This window comes from Pseudomonas sp. GW458-11-26-14-LB4 (genome assembly GCF_059423925.1).
The window spans coordinates 22,634-38,805 of record NZ_JBWKYU010000011.1 but is presented as its reverse complement, the minus strand read 5'-3'; the positions used below and the strand labels follow the sequence as shown (position 1 = coordinate 38,805).

At 60.2% G+C, this 16,172-nt stretch carries 17 protein-coding genes; 9 read left to right on the top strand and 8 right to left on the bottom strand.

From position 1 onward, the window contains the following. Positions 1–11 precede the first annotated feature (11 nt). Genes AC07XZ_RS16135 through AC07XZ_RS16125 form a run of 3 tightly spaced genes read left to right on the top strand, consistent with a single transcriptional unit; the run spans position 12 to position 5,685 of the window. On the top strand, positions 12–1,268 hold the full coding sequence (locus AC07XZ_RS16135; RefSeq protein ID WP_102686737.1) for a TolC family protein: 1,257 nt from the start codon (positions 12–14) through the stop codon (positions 1,266–1,268). Beyond that, complete coding sequence (locus tag AC07XZ_RS16130) at positions 1,265–2,518, top strand: efflux RND transporter periplasmic adaptor subunit (RefSeq protein ID WP_102686738.1); 1,254 nt, start codon at positions 1,265–1,267, stop codon at positions 2,516–2,518. The genes AC07XZ_RS16135 and AC07XZ_RS16130 overlap by 4 nt, the downstream gene beginning before the upstream one ends. After that, on the top strand, positions 2,515–5,685 hold the full coding sequence (locus AC07XZ_RS16125) for an efflux RND transporter permease subunit (RefSeq protein WP_102686739.1): 3,171 nt from the start codon (positions 2,515–2,517) through the stop codon (positions 5,683–5,685). The genes AC07XZ_RS16130 and AC07XZ_RS16125 overlap by 4 nt, the downstream gene beginning before the upstream one ends. A 63-nt stretch (positions 5,686–5,748) precedes the next feature. Here the strand turns inward: AC07XZ_RS16125 and arsH are convergent, their stop codons facing one another. From arsH to AC07XZ_RS16095, 6 genes are all read right to left on the bottom strand, one after another. After that, a complete protein-coding gene (arsH, locus tag AC07XZ_RS16120) occupies positions 5,749–6,438 on the bottom strand; it encodes an arsenical resistance protein ArsH (RefSeq protein ID WP_085604534.1) in 690 nt (229 codons plus the stop codon). 11 nt (positions 6,439–6,449) lie between these two features. Next, the gene (locus AC07XZ_RS16115) at positions 6,450–6,920 is read right to left on the bottom strand and encodes an arsenate reductase ArsC (RefSeq protein ID WP_085747442.1); all 471 of its coding nucleotides are present in this window, start codon (positions 6,918–6,920) and stop codon (positions 6,450–6,452) included. A gap of 25 nt (positions 6,921–6,945) precedes the next feature. Then, positions 6,946–8,229, bottom strand: coding sequence for an arsenic transporter (locus AC07XZ_RS16110; protein WP_102686740.1), 1,284 nt, complete (start codon positions 8,227–8,229; stop codon positions 6,946–6,948). A 22-nt stretch (positions 8,230–8,251) separates the two neighbouring features. After that, entirely contained in the window at positions 8,252–8,599 is a 348-nt protein-coding gene (locus AC07XZ_RS16105) for a metalloregulator ArsR/SmtB family transcription factor (protein WP_085747440.1), read from the bottom strand. 117 nt (positions 8,600–8,716) lie between these two features. Continuing rightward, complete coding sequence (locus AC07XZ_RS16100) at positions 8,717–9,337, bottom strand: LysE family translocator (RefSeq protein WP_102686741.1); 621 nt, start codon at positions 9,335–9,337, stop codon at positions 8,717–8,719. A gap of 42 nt (positions 9,338–9,379) precedes the next feature. After that, positions 9,380–9,847 (bottom strand): metallophosphoesterase family protein, encoded by a 468-nt coding sequence (locus tag AC07XZ_RS16095; protein WP_102686742.1) that lies wholly within the window; start codon positions 9,845–9,847, stop codon positions 9,380–9,382. Between the two features lie 170 nt (positions 9,848–10,017). On the opposite strand from AC07XZ_RS16095, the gene AC07XZ_RS16090 reads away from it, so the two are divergent. Both AC07XZ_RS16090 and AC07XZ_RS16085 read left to right on the top strand, forming a co-directional pair. After that, the gene (locus tag AC07XZ_RS16090; RefSeq protein WP_085747577.1) at positions 10,018–10,257 is read left to right on the top strand and encodes a hypothetical protein; all 240 of its coding nucleotides are present in this window, start codon (positions 10,018–10,020) and stop codon (positions 10,255–10,257) included. A 286-nt stretch (positions 10,258–10,543) separates the two neighbouring features. Then, positions 10,544–11,020 carry a PA2171 family ribosome-binding persister protein gene (locus AC07XZ_RS16085; RefSeq protein ID WP_102686743.1) on the top strand — a complete coding sequence of 159 codons (477 nt, stop codon included), beginning with the start codon at positions 10,544–10,546 and terminating at the stop codon, positions 11,018–11,020. Between the two features lie 57 nt (positions 11,021–11,077). Here the strand turns inward: AC07XZ_RS16085 and AC07XZ_RS16080 are convergent, their stop codons facing one another. Continuing rightward, on the bottom strand, positions 11,078–11,887 hold the full coding sequence (locus tag AC07XZ_RS16080; RefSeq protein WP_085747437.1) for a DUF1206 domain-containing protein: 810 nt from the start codon (positions 11,885–11,887) through the stop codon (positions 11,078–11,080). Between the two features lie 206 nt (positions 11,888–12,093). Here AC07XZ_RS16080 and AC07XZ_RS16075 point away from each other — a divergent pair, with 206 nt between their 5' ends. The 3 genes from AC07XZ_RS16075 (at position 12,094) to AC07XZ_RS16065 (ending at position 13,662) form a co-directional block, all read left to right on the top strand. Beyond that, on the top strand, positions 12,094–12,324 hold the full coding sequence (locus tag AC07XZ_RS16075) for a hypothetical protein (protein ID WP_085747576.1): 231 nt from the start codon (positions 12,094–12,096) through the stop codon (positions 12,322–12,324). A gap of 106 nt (positions 12,325–12,430) precedes the next feature. Further along, positions 12,431–12,670, top strand: a complete 240-nt coding sequence (locus tag AC07XZ_RS16070) for a hypothetical protein (protein ID WP_102686744.1) — start codon at positions 12,431–12,433, stop codon at positions 12,668–12,670. 140 nt (positions 12,671–12,810) lie between these two features. Beyond that, the gene (locus tag AC07XZ_RS16065; protein WP_102686745.1) at positions 12,811–13,662 is read left to right on the top strand and encodes a LysR family transcriptional regulator; all 852 of its coding nucleotides are present in this window, start codon (positions 12,811–12,813) and stop codon (positions 13,660–13,662) included. A gap of 5 nt (positions 13,663–13,667) precedes the next feature. On the opposite strand, the gene AC07XZ_RS16060 is transcribed toward AC07XZ_RS16065, so the two are convergent. Beyond that, entirely contained in the window at positions 13,668–14,990 is a 1,323-nt protein-coding gene (locus AC07XZ_RS16060) for an MFS transporter (protein WP_256590527.1), read from the bottom strand. Between the two features lie 360 nt (positions 14,991–15,350). Here AC07XZ_RS16060 and AC07XZ_RS16055 point away from each other — a divergent pair, with 360 nt between their 5' ends. After that, complete coding sequence (locus tag AC07XZ_RS16055) at positions 15,351–16,109, top strand: SDR family NAD(P)-dependent oxidoreductase (protein ID WP_102686746.1); 759 nt, start codon at positions 15,351–15,353, stop codon at positions 16,107–16,109. Positions 16,110–16,172: the final 63 nt, after the last annotated feature.

Here is a 16,172-nt window from a genome sequence, read left to right as displayed (position 1 = left end):
GAATCGTAAACATGACATTCAAGTGCAATTGCACGGGTTGGCCTCTGGTGGCCGGCCTTGCGGCAAGCGTGCTCGCGTGGCCGGGTTTCGCCGCCGCGCTGACACTCGATCAAGCGCTGCGGCTGGCCGAAAACAATGCGCCGTCGCTGACCGCACAAGATCAGAAAATCCAGGCCGCCAGCAGCGCGGCCATTCCGGCGGGTGAGTTGCCCGATCCCAAGTTGTTGCTCGGTTTGCAGAACTACCCCGTGGGCGGCCCGGATCGCTGGAGCGTCGATCAGGACTTCATGACCATGCAGATGGTCGGTTACCGGCAGGAGATGCCCAACGCAGACAAACGCAAGGCGCGCATCGAAGTTGCCGACGCCGCTATTGAGCGCGCGGCGGCCGAGCGCCGTGTCGAGCGTTTGAAGGTGCGTCAGGCGACGGCGCTGGCGTGGATCAGCGGCTATTCGGTCGAGCGCAAAGAAGCGTTGTTCCAGGACTTGTTCAAGGAAAACCGTCTGCTGAGCGAGACCGTCCGGGCGCAGATCGCCGGTGGCCGCGCGCAACCTGCCGACGCGGTAACGCCTAAGCAGGAGGCGGCCCGACTCGCCGAGCAACAGGACAACCTGACCCTCGAGCGCACCCAGGCCCGAGCCGCGCTCAAACGCTGGATCGGCACCGCCGCCAACGACAAGCCCGAGGGCGGTTTGCCCGTGTGGCCGGTCGATGCCTCGACCTTCAATCATCAACTGCAACACCATCCCGAACTGGCTGCTTTCGCGCCCATGACCCGCGAAGCCCAGGCCAGGGTGCAAGAGGCGGTGTCCGAGAAAAAATCCGACTGGAGCTGGGAGGTGGATTACCAGCATCGGGGCCGCGAGTTTGGCGACATGGTCAGCGTGCAGTTTTCCTGGGATCTGCCGCTGTTTCCCGAGACGCGGCAGAACCCGAAAATCGCCGCCAGACAGGCCGAGGTCAGCCAACTGCAAGCCGAGCGCGAGGCCCTGTCCCGCGAGCACACCGAACAACTGGAAAACCAGTTGGCCGATTACCAGCGCCTCGATCGGGCCGTACGCCGCACCGAAGAAAGCCTGGTGCCGCTGGCCAGAGAGAAAGTCGATCTGAGCCTGGCCAGTTATCGCGCCGGCCAGGGCGATTTGAACGCGGTGGTCAACGCCCGCCGCGAACTCATCGAGGCCCGCCTCAAACAGATCGACATGGAAGAACAACGCGCGCTGACCGCTGCGCGTCTGCATTTCGCTTATGGGGAGACCAGCCTGTGAACCGTAAACAATGGAACGGCGTGTGGCTGGCCGGCCTCGCGCTGGCGGTGGGCGTGGGTGGCGGTTACGGATTGGCTTATCAGCGAATGAAGGGCGTGCCGGCTTCAGCCCCAGCCCCAGCGCCGAGCACCGAGCCCAAGGCCTTGTATTGGTACGACCCGATGTACCCGCAGCAAAAGTTCGACAAACCGGGCAAGTCACCCTTCATGGACATGCAACTGGTGCCCCGATACGCCAGCGGCGGGGAGGGCAGTGCGACCGTCAGCATTGATCCGGGGCTGAGTCAGAACCTCGGTCTGCGTGTAGCGCCGGTCAGTCGCGGCGCCTTCACCTCAAACCTCGATGTGAGCGGTGTGCTGGGGTTCAACGAGCGCGATGTCGCGGTGATCCAGGCGCGCACCAATGGGTTTGTCGAGCGAGTCTACGCCCGAGCGCCGGGGGATGTGCTGACGGCTGGCGCGGCGTTGGCCGATATCCTCGTGCCGGAATGGACGGCGGCCCAGAGCGAGTTTCTGGCGCTCAGACGCAGCGGCGATGCCGACCTGATCGCGGCGGCGCGCCAGCGCTTGCGGCTGACCGGGATGCCGTCGAGCCTGATTGCTCAAGTGGAGCGCAGCGGCAAGGTGCAGTCCGAACTGACGGTCACCAGCCCTTTGGGCGGTGTGCTGCAAGCACTCGATGTGCGGGCGGGCATGACCGTGGCGAGCGGTGAAACCCTGGCGCGGGTCAACGGGCTGAACAGTGTCTGGCTCGCTGTGGCGGTGCCGGAATCGCAGACCGGTTCGGTTGCCGTGGGGCAGGCCGTCGAAGTGCGCCTGCCGGCCTTTCCCGGCAGAGTTTTCAACGGAGTGGTCAGCGTGATTCTGCCGGACACCAACGCAGACAGCCGCACCCTGCGCGTCCGGGTCGAGCTGGCCAATGCCGATGGCCACTTGCGGCCGGGGATGACGGCGCAAGTGCGGCTGAGTCGATCAACCGGGCAGAGTCAATTGTGGGTGCCGAGTGAAGCCGTCATCCGCACCGGCAAGCGGACTTTGGTCATGCTCGCCGAAGACGCGGGGCACTATCGCCCGGTGGAGGTTCGGCTCGGCCAGGAAAGCGCCGGCAGAACGGTGATCCTCGACGGCTTGGCAGAAGGGCAGAACGTCGTGACGTCCGGCCAGTTCCTGCTCGATTCCGAGGCCAGCCTCAAGGGCATCGTCGCCGAGCCGCTTGAAACGAGCGGGAACGTTTCGGGGAGTCAGCCATGATCGCCGCGCTGATTCGCTGGTCCGTCGCCAATCGTTTTCTGGTGCTGCTGACAACGCTGTTCGTCACGGGCTGGGGCGTGTGGTCGGTGCAGAGCACGCCGATCGATGCGCTGCCGGATCTGTCGGATGTGCAGGTGATCATCCGCACGCCGTATCCCGGACAGGCGCCGCAGATTGTCGAAAATCAGGTGACCTATCCGCTGACCACCACCATGCTCTCGGTGCCGGGGGCGAAAACCGTGCGCGGTTATTCGTTCTTCGGTGACAGCTTCGTGTACGTGCTGTTCGAGGACGGTACCGATCAATACTGGGCGCGCTCGCGGGTGCTGGAGTACCTGAGCCAGATCCAGAGTCGATTGCCGGTCAGCGCCAAACCGGCGCTGGGTCCGGATGCGACCGGCGTTGGCTGGATCTATCAGTACGCTCTGGTGGATCGCAGCGGCGGGCATGATCTGGCGCAGCTTCGGGCGTTGCAGGACTGGTTTCTCAAGTTCGAGCTCAAGACCCTGCCTAACGTCGCCGAGGTCGCCACCGTCGGCGGCATGGTCAAGCAGTATCAGGTGCAGCCCGATCCGGTGCGGCTGGCCAGCCTCGGCATCACCCTGGCGCAGGTGCGCGAAGCCATCGGCAAGGCCAATCAGGAAACCGGCGGCGCGGTGCTGGAAATGGCCGAAACCGAGTTCATCGTACGGGCATCGGGCTACCTGAGAACCCTTGATGACTTTCGGGCGATCCCGTTAAAACTCGGTGCTGGCGGGGTGCCGGTAACTCTCGGCGATGTCGCAACGGTTCAGACCGGGCCGGATATGCGCCGGGGCATCACCGAGCTGGACGGCCAGGGCGAAACCGTCGGCGGCGTGGTAATCCTGCGCAGCGGCAAGAACGCCCGCGAGACCATTGCGGCGGTCGCGGCCAAACTCGATGACATGAAAAGCAGCCTGCCGCCCGGCGTGGAGATCGTCACCACCTACGATCGCAGCAAGCTGATCGATCGCGCCGTGGAAAACCTCAGCCACAAACTGCTCGAAGAGTTCATCGTCGTCGCGCTGGTGTGCGGGATCTTCCTCTGGCATTTGCGCTCTTCGCTGGTGGCGATCATTTCGTTGCCGGTGGGCGTGCTGATCGCCTTCATCGTGATGCGTTATCAGGGCTTGAACGCCAACATCATGTCGTTGGGCGGGATCGCCATCGCCATTGGTGCGATGGTCGATGCGGCGGTGGTGATGATCGAGAACGCCCACAAGAAAATCGAAGCGTGGCACGCGGCCAATCCGGGGCAGGCGCTCAAGGGCGAGCGTCATTGGCAAGTGATGACCGACGCGGCGGTGGAGGTGGGGCCGGCGCTGTTTTTCTGTTTGCTGATCATCACGCTGTCGTTCATTCCGGTGTTTACCTTGCAGGCCCAGGAAGGGCGGCTGTTCGGTCCGCTGGCGTTCACCAAGACCTACGCCATGGCAGCAGCTGCGGGATTGTCGGTGACGCTGGTGCCGGTGCTGATGGGCTACTGGATTCGCGGGCGGATTCCGGATGAACGCCACAATCCGCTCAACCGCTGGTTAATCCGGATCTATCAGCCGGCGCTGGATGCGGTGTTGCGGCGGCCGAAACTCACTCTGCTGGTGGCATTGCTGGTATTCGTCAGCGCGGCCTGGCCGATTTCGCGGCTTGGTGGCGAATTCCTCCCACCGCTGGACGAGGGCGATCTGCTGTATATGCCTTCGGCCTTGCCGGGTTTGTCGGCGCAAAAAGCCGCGCAACTGTTGCAGCAGACCGACCGTCTGATCAAAACCGTGCCCGAAGTCGAGCACGTGTTCGGCAAGGCTGGCCGCGCGGAAACCGCCACCGACCCGGCACCGCTGGAAATGTTCGAAACCACGATCCAGTTCAAGCCCCACGATCAATGGCGCCCAGGCATGACCCCGGAAAAACTCGTGGAAGAACTGGATCGCGTGGTGCGCGTGCCGGGCCTGACCAACATCTGGATTCCACCGATCCGCAACCGCATCGACATGCTCGCCACCGGGATCAAAAGCCCGATCGGCGTGAAGGTCGCCGGCAACGACCTGGCCCAGATCGACGCCGCAACCCAGGCCGTCGAGCGGGTGGCCAAAAGTGTGCCCGGTGTCAGTTCGGCACTGGCCGAGCGCCTGACCGGTGGGCGCTACATCGACGTGGATATCGACCGCAACGCCGCCGGCCGCTACGGGCTGAACATCAGCGATGTGCAATCCATCGTTGCCGGTGCCATTGGCGGGGAAAACGTCGGGGAAACCATCGAAGGGCTGGCGCGGTTTCCGATCAACATCCGTTATCCACGAGAGTGGCGTGATTCGCCCGGCGCCCTGGAGCAATTGCCGATCTACACGCCTTCCGGCAGCCAGATCACCCTCGGCATGCTGGCGAAGATCAAGGTCACGGACGGCCCACCGATGCTCAAGAGCGAGAATGCCCGGCCGTCCGGTTGGGTGTACATCGACGTGCGCGGGCGGGACATCGCTTCGGTGGTGGCCGATCTGCGTCGCGCCGTCAATGAACAGGTGAAATTGCAGCCCGGTATGAGCCTGAGCTATTCGGGGCAGTTCGAGTTTCTGGAGCGGGCCAATGCGCGGCTGAAACTGGTAGTGCCTGCCACGCTGCTGATCATCTTCGTGCTGCTCTACCTGACGTTTGCTCGCTTCGATGAGGCGCTACTGATCATGGCCACATTGCCGTTCGCATTGAGCGGCGGTGCGTGGTTCCTGTATTTGCTGGGCTACAACTTGTCGGTCGCCACCGGTGTGGGCTTCATTGCGCTGGCCGGGGTTTCGGCCGAGTTCGGCGTGATCATGCTGCTCTACCTGAAAAACGCCTGGGCCGAGCGCGAAGGCCTCGGCGACCACTCTGAACGTGGACTGGTCGCGGCGATTCGCGAAGGCGCTGTGCAACGCGTGCGCCCCAAGGCGATGACCGTGGCCGTGATCATCGCCGGCCTGTTGCCGATTCTGCTGGGCAGCGGCACCGGCAGCGAAGTCATGAGCCGCATTGCCGCGCCCATGGTCGGCGGCATGGTCACGGCGCCGCTGTTGTCCCTGTTTGTCATACCGGCGGCGTATCGCCTGATGCGCCGTCGACGGTTGCCCGCTGAAAACAAGTCACCTCAAAGCGCCGATGCTTCCATCCAGCCGTAACCCGGCGACGAAAAAAAACCGGTGCGAACGTTCGCACCGGTTTTTTATTGTGAGGTCTGGTCATCAGATCGACCGCTGATTGACCCGCTGCATCAACTCTTCTGCCGACTCCTTGCGCTCGGAATAACGATCCACCAGGTCCGGGCGATCACGCAGCAACAGCGTGAACTTCACCAACTCTTCCATCACGTCTACCACCCGGTCGTACAGCGCCGAGGGTTTCATGCGGTTGCCTTCGTCGAATTCCAGATAGGCCTTGGGCACCGACGACTGATTGGGGATGGTGAACATGCGCATCCAGCGGCCCAGCACGCGCAGTTGATTGACCACGTTGAACGATTGCGAACCGCCGCAGACCTGCATTACCGCGAGGGTTTTACCCTGGGTCGGGCGGACCGCGCCGAGGGCCAGCGGCACCCAGTCGATCTGCGCCTTGAACACCGCCGACATCGCGCCGTGGCGTTCGGGCGAGCACCAGACCTGGCCTTCGGACCATTGCATCAGTTCGAGCAGTTCCTGGACTTTCGGGTGATCGCCGGGGGCATCATCCGGCAGTGGCAGGCCTGAAGGGTTGAAGATCCGCGTCTCGGCTCCGAAGTGCTCCAGCAGGCGGGCAGCTTCTTCTACCAGCAAGCGGCTGAAGGAGCGCGGGCGGGTCGAACCGTACAGCAAAAGGATGCGCGGCTTGTGGGCGCCTTCGTCATGCGTGGTTGTTTGAACCAGTGAAGGATCGAGGTTGGGCAGGTCGGTCATGTCGGCTCCGGTTACAGCGTGCTGACGCGGTCGAGCTCGCGCTTGAGGGCATCACGGTCAAGTTCGGCGAAGGGCAGGGCGAGGAAGGCTCGGCAGCGGGTTTCGATTCGGGCGAGAGTGGCGCGGAAAGCGGCGTCGATGGTTTCTTCATCACCGCGCACATCCGAAGGATCCTCCAGCCCCCAATGGGCTTTTAGGGCCGGGCCGAAGTACACCGGGCAGGCTTCACCGGCGGCCTTGTCGCACACGGTGATGACGATGTCCGGCGGGTTGTCCTCGAAGGCCTCGTTGCCCTTGCTGCTCAACCCGGCGATGGAAATGCCGGCCGCCTGCAACGTGGTCAGGCTGCGTGGCAGCACCTGGCCCTTGGGGAAGCTGCCGGCGCTGACTGCTTCGAAACCGGCCGGCGCCAAGTGATTGAACATCGCCTCCGAGAGAATGCTGCGGCAGCTGTTGGCGGTGCACATGAATAGAACGCGCATGATGATTCCTCTTTCCAGACAGGCGTTAAACGCTCAGGCGCAGGGCCAGGGCAGACAAGGTGATGAACAGAATCGGCAGGGTCAGCACCACGCCGGTCTTGAAGTAATAACCCCAGGTGATGCGGATTCCTTTGCGCTCCAGCACGTGCAGCCAGAGCAGCGTCGCCAGACTGCCGATGGGGGTGATTTTCGGGCCCAGGTCGGAGCCGATGACGTTGGCGTAGATCATCGCCTCGCGTATCACGCCGACGGCATCACTGGCCTGGATCGACAACGCGCCCACCAACACCGTTGGCATGTTATTCATCGCGGACGACAGCAGGGCGGTCAGAAATCCCGTACCCAGCGCCGCGCCCCAGAGCCCGGTGTTGGCCAGATAATTCAGTGCCATCGCCAGATAATCCGTCAGCCCGGCGTTCTTCAGTCCGTACACCACCAGGTACATGCCGAGCGAGAAAATCACGATCTGCCAAGGGGCTTCGCGCAGTACGCGCCGGGTCGAAATCACATGACCCCGCGCCGCCACCGCGAACAGCAGCGTGGCGCAAACTGCAGCAATTGCACTGATGGGAATGCCCAGCGGTTCCAGGGCGAACAGACCGATCAGGAGCAACCCCAACACGATCCAGCCGACCCGGAAAGTCAGCCCGTCGCGGGTGGCCAGTCGTGGATCCTGCAAGTCATCCAGTGAGTAATGTGTGGGTATGTCACGCCGGAAAAACCAGTACAGCACCCCCAGAGTGGAGGCCACGGCAACCACGTTGACCGGCACCATCACCGAGGCGTATTCGCTGAAGCCCAGGCCGAAATAATCGGCGGAAACGATGTTGACCAGGTTGGACACCACCAGCGGCAGGCTCGCGGTATCGGCGATGAAACCGGCCGCCATGACGAACGCCAAAGTGGAAGCAGCCGAGAAGCGCAGGGCGAGCAGTATCGAAATCACAATCGGCGTCAGGATCAGCGCCGCGCCATCGTTGGCAAACAGCGCAGAAACGGCCGCGCCCAGCAACACCGTAAAGGCGAACAGACGCCGGCCATCGCCCTTTGCCCAACGGGCGACGTGCAACGCGGACCACTGGAAAAAACCGGCTTCATCGAGCAACAGGCTAATGATGATGACGGCAATGAACGTCGCGGTCGCGTTCCAGACAATGCCCCACACCGTGGGAATATCGCCCAGGGTCACAACCCCGCTGAGCAGCGCCAGCACCGCGCCGAGCGTCGCACTCCAGCCGACACCCAGCCCCTTCGGCTGCCAGATGACCAGCACAATCGTGAACAGAAAAATGGCAAAAGCAAAAAACATGGGAATCCCGAAAGCCTGAGGCTTAGCAGCAAGCGGAGGTGTTGAGCGGGCGATCGCCCATGACCGCCAGCCGCGCGCTGTTTTCTTCCAGCCAGGCGGTGTTGGCGGCGAGCGTGGTTTCAAGCAGCGTGCGAATCCATGCCGGCAGATCAGGGTTGAGCCGGTAATAAACCCACTGGCCCTGACGACGATCCAGCAACAGACCGCAGGTGCGCAGTTGCGCGAGATGGCGGGAGATTTTCGGCTGACTGTCGTCCAGCGCGCAGACCAGTTCGCAGACACACAACTCACCTTCACGGGTGATCAGCAGCGTGGCCCGGGCGCGGGTTTCGTCGGCGAGGCATTTGAAAACGGAGGCGGGGTTGAGCATGACGATGCCTTCAGAACATATGGTTGTCCGAATATACGGATATCCATATGTGATGGGCAAGTCTTGAGTTTGATGAAGTGGCAGCTCTCGACCGAAGGTGTGTTTAGCGCAGGCGCCTCAACGCTTGCCGAACGCCAGCCGCGCGGCGAACAGCACGAAAATCATCCCGGTGGTGCGATCCATCCAGCGAATCACCTTTTCCCGCCGCAGAAAACCGGACAACGGCTGCGTCGCGCCAATCAACACCAGCGACCAGATCAGCCCGAGCACCACATGAATGCTCACCAGCCCGAATGTCCACGGCACCAGCGGCTGACCTTGCGGAATGAACTGCGGCAGAAACGACACGTAGAAAATCCCGATCTTCGGATTCAGCACATTCCCCAGCATGCCCTTGAAAAACCAGTTCGCCCCCGGCTTGCCGTCGGCCTCGGCCGGTGCCAGCGAACGGCGAGGGCGCAGCAGCATGTTCAACCCCAGCCACGCCAGATATGCCGCGCCGCAATACTTCAACAGGTTGTAGGCCAGCTCCGACACCGCAATCAACGCCCCCAACCCAAACGCCACCGCCGCACCCCACAACAGACAACCAGCATTGATCCCCAACGCCGCACGCAACGCCTGCTGCTTGCCTTCGACGGTGGCGGTGCGCAGCACCAGCGCGGTGTCGAGACCGGGCGTCAGGGTCAGTAGCGTGGCAGCGAAAGTGAAGGCGAGGAGGTTGTCGGCGATGGACATGGCGCGTGGGTTCCCTGTTCTGGATTGGGAACGGTAGCGGTTTCAGGCAGGGGGATCCAGCAGGGAAATCAGGCGCGGTTCGATGCGGTCGGGTTGTATCTCGAGGATCGCCAGCGTGACCGGCAACTTGAAACGCCGAGGGCCGGCGCTGCCGGGGTTCACGTAGAGACGATCACCGCGCCATTCGATGCGGGGTTTGTGGGAATGGCCGGTGATGATGAGCCTGATGCCCGGATCGAGATCAGCGGGGACATCGGCGATGTCGTGGACGAGGAGGGTAGACCAGCCATAGAGGGTGAAGGTCAAAAGGTCGGGGAGGTTTTCGGCCCATTGGCTGTTGAGGTCGTTGTTGCCGCGCACGGCGTGAACGGGGGCGATTTTGGCCAGTTGGGCGAGGATGTCCGGGTTGCCGATGTCGCCGGCGTGGATGATCTGGTCACAGCCCTGGAGCGCGGCGAGGGCTTCGGGGCGGAGAAGGTTGTGGGTGTCGGAGATCAGGGCGGTTTTCATGGATATCTCCGTTGACGTTTTGAAAGACGAATTGCTGGTTCGGTTATATATGAAGCCATTTAACGGTATCAAATAATTTGAACCGCTTCAGGACGCTCTCGCCTAATGATCAGCTTGTGGAAAAATTCATAGGCAATGTGCCAATACCGGCACTTCGAGAGGTGGTCGACGTGGCTAAAGAAGAGAAGAAAAATAAAGGTGAGTCCTCGAAAAATGCCAAGGAATTGAAAGACAAAAAATCGTCCCCGACGAAAAAGTCAGCGGCAGCCTCGGCGCTTGCCAAATCGTCCGAAAAGAAAGACAAGAAGAAAGATGCCGAACCAAAAAAATCTGACAAGAAAGCTGATGGTAAATCAACCAAAGCTAAGAAATCAGACAAAGCAGAAAAACCGGCGAACAAGAAAAAGTGATATCAGCTAGGGCTACTGGCCCTAGCGTCCTCCACCTGTATTTCCAATCATTATTACCTCTCGCAGCCGTTGCCGTGTATTGGTTCACTTCCGCTATTTGCAAGAACCTCAACCCCTGCTCATGCAGAGTGCATGCTTATATTTGGCCATCATATTGCGCAAGCCGTTGATGTTTAATGCCATTTAAAAGCTGAGGTGCTGGCACAAAATATGCGAGATCTATCTGGAATAACGCAAGAATTGCCGACCTGGATCGGCGAACAATAATCCGTGATAGAGGCCTCAAATGAACGCCATCGACCTTCTGAAAACTGACCACGAAAAAGTTAAAGGCATCCTGAATCAACTCAGTGAATCCACCGATCGCGCATTAAAAAAGCGGGCGGAGTTGCTGGACAAGCTTGAACTGGAAATTACCATTCATACCCAGCTCGAGGAGCAGATTCTGTATCCGGCTTTCAAGGAAGCAGGCGGTAAGGAACAGGATGAGATGTACTACGAGGCGAAAGAAGAACACCGCACGGTAGATTCATTGGTATTGCCAGACCTGAAGTCCACCGATCCTTCTACACCCGAGTTCGCCGGCCGCGTGAAGGTGGTCAAGGAGCTTCTGGAACACCATATCGAGGAAGAGGAAACCGAGATGTTTCCCCAAGCCAAAAAGCTGCTGGGCAATACCAAGCTCGAGGAGTTGGGCAAGGAAATGGAAGTGATGAAAGCTTCACTGAAGAAAAGCCTCAGCGGGTCGAATATGGCGGCCTGAACGAATAGATAGACGGACCTGCGGCGCGATCAAAAGCCCGGCGTAATGCCGGGCTTTTCATTTGGCTACGCCTGGCACATCCATGTTTATCTTGCGCCAACACGCTTCAGAGAAACTGTAGACCGAGAAGGCAATCAGCCCCAGAGCCATCACCATCAAGACAAGCCATCCAGCGGGTAGATTCTGGAGTGCGTCCAGCGCTTCCTTCATGCCGGGTGGGTCCATTGCTTGATAAGCGGAACCGCTCACTGCCAGCAGCAAAGCAGTTTCTATAAACACGACTCCGCGGGCGATCAGGCCGAATTGTGACACCGGACGGACGTAACGCATGACCTCGTCGTCGGCCTCAAAATACTTTTCGAACGAAGCCTTCCATCCCTTGATGATGTGAGCCACTCCAACGCCCAGTGGTATGAGCGCGATCAGATACAACAATAAATTCGAGTGCTCCCACGACAGAAGATGCGCCAGCCAATCCTTGGTTTGCTCTCCTGAATGGCTCGAGTTTCGGGTGCCGCTCACGAGCAGGCCCAATGCGAAGAACGCGAGAGCACCGTTGACCAAACCTCCTGCAAACAGGCCTGCACGAATCACCAGACCCTTGAATTGCGTGCCGTGATGATCGACATCGCGTACGGCTTGCAGGACACGCCATGCCGAAAATGCAAGCAGACCCGCCACCACAAGTCCCACCAGAAAATAGCCGAACGGTTGGCTCAGCAAGGCCTCCAGGCTTTTGTGACTGTCCTTCGGTTTTGTCGAGTCATGGGCTGCCATCAAGGCAAATATACCGATGATCAAATAGAGCATCCCGCGGGAGGCGTATCCACCCCGAGCGAGTATTACCAGGTTGCGCTGCGCGGACATTGGATTTACTTCCGAGAGGTCATAAAAGAGCAGACCCTCCTTTCTGGAGGGGGTTCTATTACAAGTCGTAGATGATCGCGCCAACTGTGGACCCAAGGGCGATGTGAGCTGTTGTTGCGGGCTGGACGATCCTGACCCATCATTTGGGTTTCAGCGGTTATCGCTGTCGTGTATTGGATGTCGAATTGAAGGTATTGGGTGGCGATGTGGAAGGCGTAGTGTTGGGCGAGAAGATTCAGCGTGAAGCAGATCGACTGCTGGCGCAGATTGTCCGGGCAGATTCGATGATCATTGCTGTCAAGGCAGGGGCGCGGGCGGATGGATTCGTGCTGGGACTGGAAACCGGCGGAGCTTTGCGTGCCGGCGATGCCGAACGGCTGTACATCATTTTTGAAGCCGCACTGGTCGAGCGTCTGAAGTCCTTGTCGCGAGGCTGATCAGATCACGTGACTGGATCGAAATTCATGAACAGTCATCTGCTTGAACTATAAGCTGACCACTCAGTCAGGATAGGTGCCGATTACCATTCTGAGGGTGTCATCCATGCGCAATTACACGATCACGTACCTGTTCAACGACCAGCCCCGTACCCATCAGCTCGAACTGAAGCAGCCTGGATTGCCCATTCAGGACGCGGCCATGCACTTGTTGCAGTTACATTTCGGGGATGGCGAGAACAGCCTGATCATGCCTGACGCAGACTCGACACCTGAGGAGATTATCGAGCAGGCGAGTCTGGTCGGAATCACTCGAATCGAAGTGGTGGATGCCCAAGGCGAGTAGGGTGATCCGCTCCGACTGAGCCAACGTTCATTTCAAAGCCACTGCTCTTGATAATGGTTTCGAAGCACGTGGTTCAGGGTATTGCTGCGGGACGGCCATTGTTGCAACCTCATCGTTCATTTTCAGTATGGGACGAGGGCATGGACTGGAGTGACATGCGGGTCTTCCTGGCGATTGCCCGCAGTGGCTCGCTCGGTGGTGCCGCCAGGCAGTTGGGGGTCAGTCACCCGACCGTCGGGCGGCGCCTGCAGGTGCTTGAACATACCAGCGGGCAAACCTTTTTCCTGCGGACGGCTCAAGGGCTGGTGCTCACGGATGTTGGTGAGAGGATTCTCAGTCTGGCGCAGGACATGGAACACAGCGCCTTGGCTATCGAGCGTCGTTTGGCAGGACATGGCGATCAGCCGGAAGGCCTGTTGCGCATATCCTCGGCCGACTGGTTCGCCTGCCATGTGTTGGCGCCGGTCCTGAGCGAACTGGTGCAACGGTATCCGTTGATCGTTCCTGAAGTCATCGCCGGGCATCGTCTGTTCGACCTCGCTCGCCGGGATGCCGACATCGCCTTCCGGATCGTGCCTTTCACCGAACCCGACATCGTCCACCGCAAGCTGACAACCCTGACTTACGGACTCTACGCCGCTTTGCATGCTCCGGCGCCGCAGCCGGACGGTGAAGGCCTGGGGCTGATCCTCATGAACGTTGCCCAGGCTCATTACCCCGACGTGCATTGGTTGCAGCAGCGGTATCCGCGGGCCCGCACAGTGTTCACCAGCAGCAGCCGTACAGTTCAGGCGCAAATGTGCGCGAAGGGGCTTGGCGTTGCCGTATTGCCCCGCGTCCTCGGCGACTCCATATCAGGACTGCGCCTGCTGGATGAGGATGAGCCGCCACCAGGGCGGGACATCTGGATGGGTTATCACCAGGACATGCGTCAGATGGACCGGCTGCGTGCGCTGGCCGACCTCGCTTCCAGCATGATCGGCGCGGGGTAGCCCCCTCAGGTCAAACGGACAGCCGATACCTCCGGTACATGCACTGGCTGGCGCGCTAACGTCAGGCTTATCGCTGCTCCCACGGCCAGACAGACGGCGATGCACAGTACCGCGATAGTGAACGCGTAAGCGATGCTGACTGCCGTAGCCGGTTCTCCCAGCAAGGTATAAAAGACACCGCCAATCAGCGCGACGCTCAGCGATGTGCTGATTTGCAGCGTTGCGCTGGTGATGCCTGCGATCATTCCGGCATACGCCGGCGCGACCCGCCCCGTGACCATGCGCATCAACGTCGGCAGGCCCAGGCCTTGTCCCAGACCGATCAGGAACAGGATGATCGTGAGTGATGTGAAGGGCGGGGCGAGGGTGGTCGGTGTCACTGACACGAGCCAGCCCAGCCATAGCAGTCCGAAAACCTCCAGTCCCATGCCTATGGGATTCACGTAGCCCCCGAGGATGCGTCTGAGTAGAGGGACCGACAGGGGGCCGAGCAGAAACCCAGCGCCGAACGGCAGGAAAATCAGCCCGGCATGCAGCGCGGTCATATGCAGCGCGCCTTGCAGGTAAATCGAAAACATCAGAAAAAACACACCGATTGAATAGAAGCAAAGCGCGACCAGTAGCGCTCGCCCCAGGCCCGGTGCTTTCAGTACGGCCGGTGCGAGGATGGGGGTCCCACCAGTTCGGTGCAAGCGGTTCTCGTAGCGCCAGAACAATACCGCCAGCACAGGGCTGGCGGCCAGTGAAAGCCATGCCCACAACGGCCATCCCGCCTCGCGACCTTCAATCAAAGGCACGACCAGAGCGGTCAGGGTCAGCATCGAAAATGCTGTGCCCACCAGATCCAGCTTGTTGGCATGCTGCGCACGGGTTTCTTTCAGCACAGGGATGCCGAACGCAATCACCAGCAATGCAATCGGTAGATTAACGAGAAAAATCGCCCGCCACCCCATGCCCAAAACGTCGATTTCAATCAAAAAGCCGCCCAGTGCCTGACCGATCACGGATGCCAGCCCAAACACGGCTCCGTACAGGCTCAATGCCAATGGTCTTTCCGACGCCGGAAAAATCGCCTGCACCGATGCGAGCGCCTGAGGAGCCATTACGGCGGCGGTCACCCCCTGCAAGGCTCGGCCGAGGATGAGGATCCACGGCGAACCTGCCACGCCACACATCAGTGACGCGGCGGCAAAACCCAGCAGGCCAAGGAAGAACATCCGCCCGCGACCGTACAGGTCGCCGAGTCGCCCGCCGGTAATCAGCGTCACGGCATAGAGCGTCGCGTAGGAAGAAATCACCAACTGCTCGGCAGAGGAACCTGTCCCCAAGTCGTCCTGTATCGAGGGCAGCGCGACGTTGACGATAAAAAATCCAGGGGCGGTAGAAACGCACCGACGAGCAAGATGGCAAACATCAACCAGCGCCGGGGTTCGGACACTTCGATTTCGATTCGAGACATGACAGGCATCCTGTAGGGAAACTCAGGTGTGACGACAAGTGAAAGGCAAGGCTTCGCGCCCGCTCGGACCAAGTCATGGGTTCCAATTTAGGGAATCACTCCTGCGTTTTCGCCTTACAAAACTGCACGATCAATGTTCATTCCTGTCAGTGCCGCTCTGCTCCGATGACGCTCACCATGAGCAAGGTCGTTTCAGACGACCCCTTTATCAACGACCGAGGAGTCAGACATGTCAGGAAAATTCAGCGATCAGGTTGCCGTAGTGACCGGCGGTTCCACGGGGATCGGATTTTCCATTGCGCAAGCCTTGATCGCCGAGGGCGCCAAACGCGTTTACATCACTGGACGGGCAGCGGTAATGCTGGAGGCGGCGGTTGCCAGACTCGGCGACAAAGCTTTCGCGGTGGTTTCCGACGTCTCGCGCCAAGCCGATCTCGACGCGCTCAAAGCGACAATCCAGGCGCGGGACGACCGGCTTGACGCGGTCTTCGCGAATGCCGGGATCTGTGAGAAAAATCCCCTCGGAGAGACCAGCGAGGCTGCTTACTACGCCATGTTCGACGTGAACGTGAAAGGCGTTTTTTTCAGCGTTCAAACACTTCTTCCCTTGATGAAAGACAATTCGTCCATCGTCTTGACCGCCTCGATCTGCTCCAGCAATGGTATGGAGGGATTGAGTCTGTACAACGCGTCGAAGGCGGCGGTGCGATCATTTGCACGCACGTGGGCCAACGAACTCAAGGACCGCAAAATCCGCGCAAATGTGTTGAGCCCTGGCTTCACACGCACGCCGCTGATGGACAACGGGCTGAAAATGAGCGAGAGCGACATCGCTGCACTACGCCAATACGTCGAGCAAATCACGCCACTGGGCTACATGGCACAACCTGAAGAAATCGCCAGCGCGGCACTGTTTTTGGCCTCGGTCGACGCCAGATATGTGAACGGTGTGGAGCTGATGGTCGACGGTGGCTTGTCGCAAATCTGAAGTCTCTGTCGCTGCGAACGGCCTGTTCCACGACATAAAAAGAGGGCGGACACTGGAGATTGG

Excerpts from the sequence above, each read along its gene's own strand:
- AC07XZ_RS16135 (WP_102686737.1), top strand. The coding sequence starts at position 12 with ATGACATTCAAGTGCAATTGCACGGGTTGGCCTCTGGTGGCCGGCCTT.
- AC07XZ_RS16085 (WP_102686743.1), top strand. The coding sequence starts at position 10,544 with ATGAACGCCATCGACCTTCTGAAAACTGACCACGAAAAAGTTAAAGGC.
- AC07XZ_RS16105 (WP_085747440.1), bottom strand. The coding sequence starts at position 8,599 with ATGCTCAACCCCGCCTCCGTTTTCAAATGCCTCGCCGACGAAACCCGC.
- AC07XZ_RS16055 (WP_102686746.1), top strand. The coding sequence starts at position 15,351 with ATGTCAGGAAAATTCAGCGATCAGGTTGCCGTAGTGACCGGCGGTTCC.
- AC07XZ_RS16125 (WP_102686739.1), top strand. The coding sequence starts at position 2,515 with ATGATCGCCGCGCTGATTCGCTGGTCCGTCGCCAATCGTTTTCTGGTG.
- AC07XZ_RS16100 (WP_102686741.1), bottom strand. The coding sequence starts at position 9,337 with ATGTCCATCGCCGACAACCTCCTCGCCTTCACTTTCGCTGCCACGCTA.
- AC07XZ_RS16065 (WP_102686745.1), top strand. The coding sequence starts at position 12,811 with ATGGACTGGAGTGACATGCGGGTCTTCCTGGCGATTGCCCGCAGTGGC.
- AC07XZ_RS16115 (WP_085747442.1), bottom strand. The coding sequence starts at position 6,920 with ATGCGCGTTCTATTCATGTGCACCGCCAACAGCTGCCGCAGCATTCTC.
- AC07XZ_RS16110 (WP_102686740.1), bottom strand. The coding sequence starts at position 8,229 with ATGTTTTTTGCTTTTGCCATTTTTCTGTTCACGATTGTGCTGGTCATC.
- AC07XZ_RS16095 (WP_102686742.1), bottom strand. The coding sequence starts at position 9,847 with ATGAAAACCGCCCTGATCTCCGACACCCACAACCTTCTCCGCCCCGAA.
- arsH (WP_085604534.1), bottom strand. The coding sequence starts at position 6,438 with ATGACCGACCTGCCCAACCTCGATCCTTCACTGGTTCAAACAACCACG.
- AC07XZ_RS16070 (WP_102686744.1), top strand. The coding sequence starts at position 12,431 with ATGCGCAATTACACGATCACGTACCTGTTCAACGACCAGCCCCGTACC.
- AC07XZ_RS16080 (WP_085747437.1), bottom strand. The coding sequence starts at position 11,887 with ATGTCCGCGCAGCGCAACCTGGTAATACTCGCTCGGGGTGGATACGCC.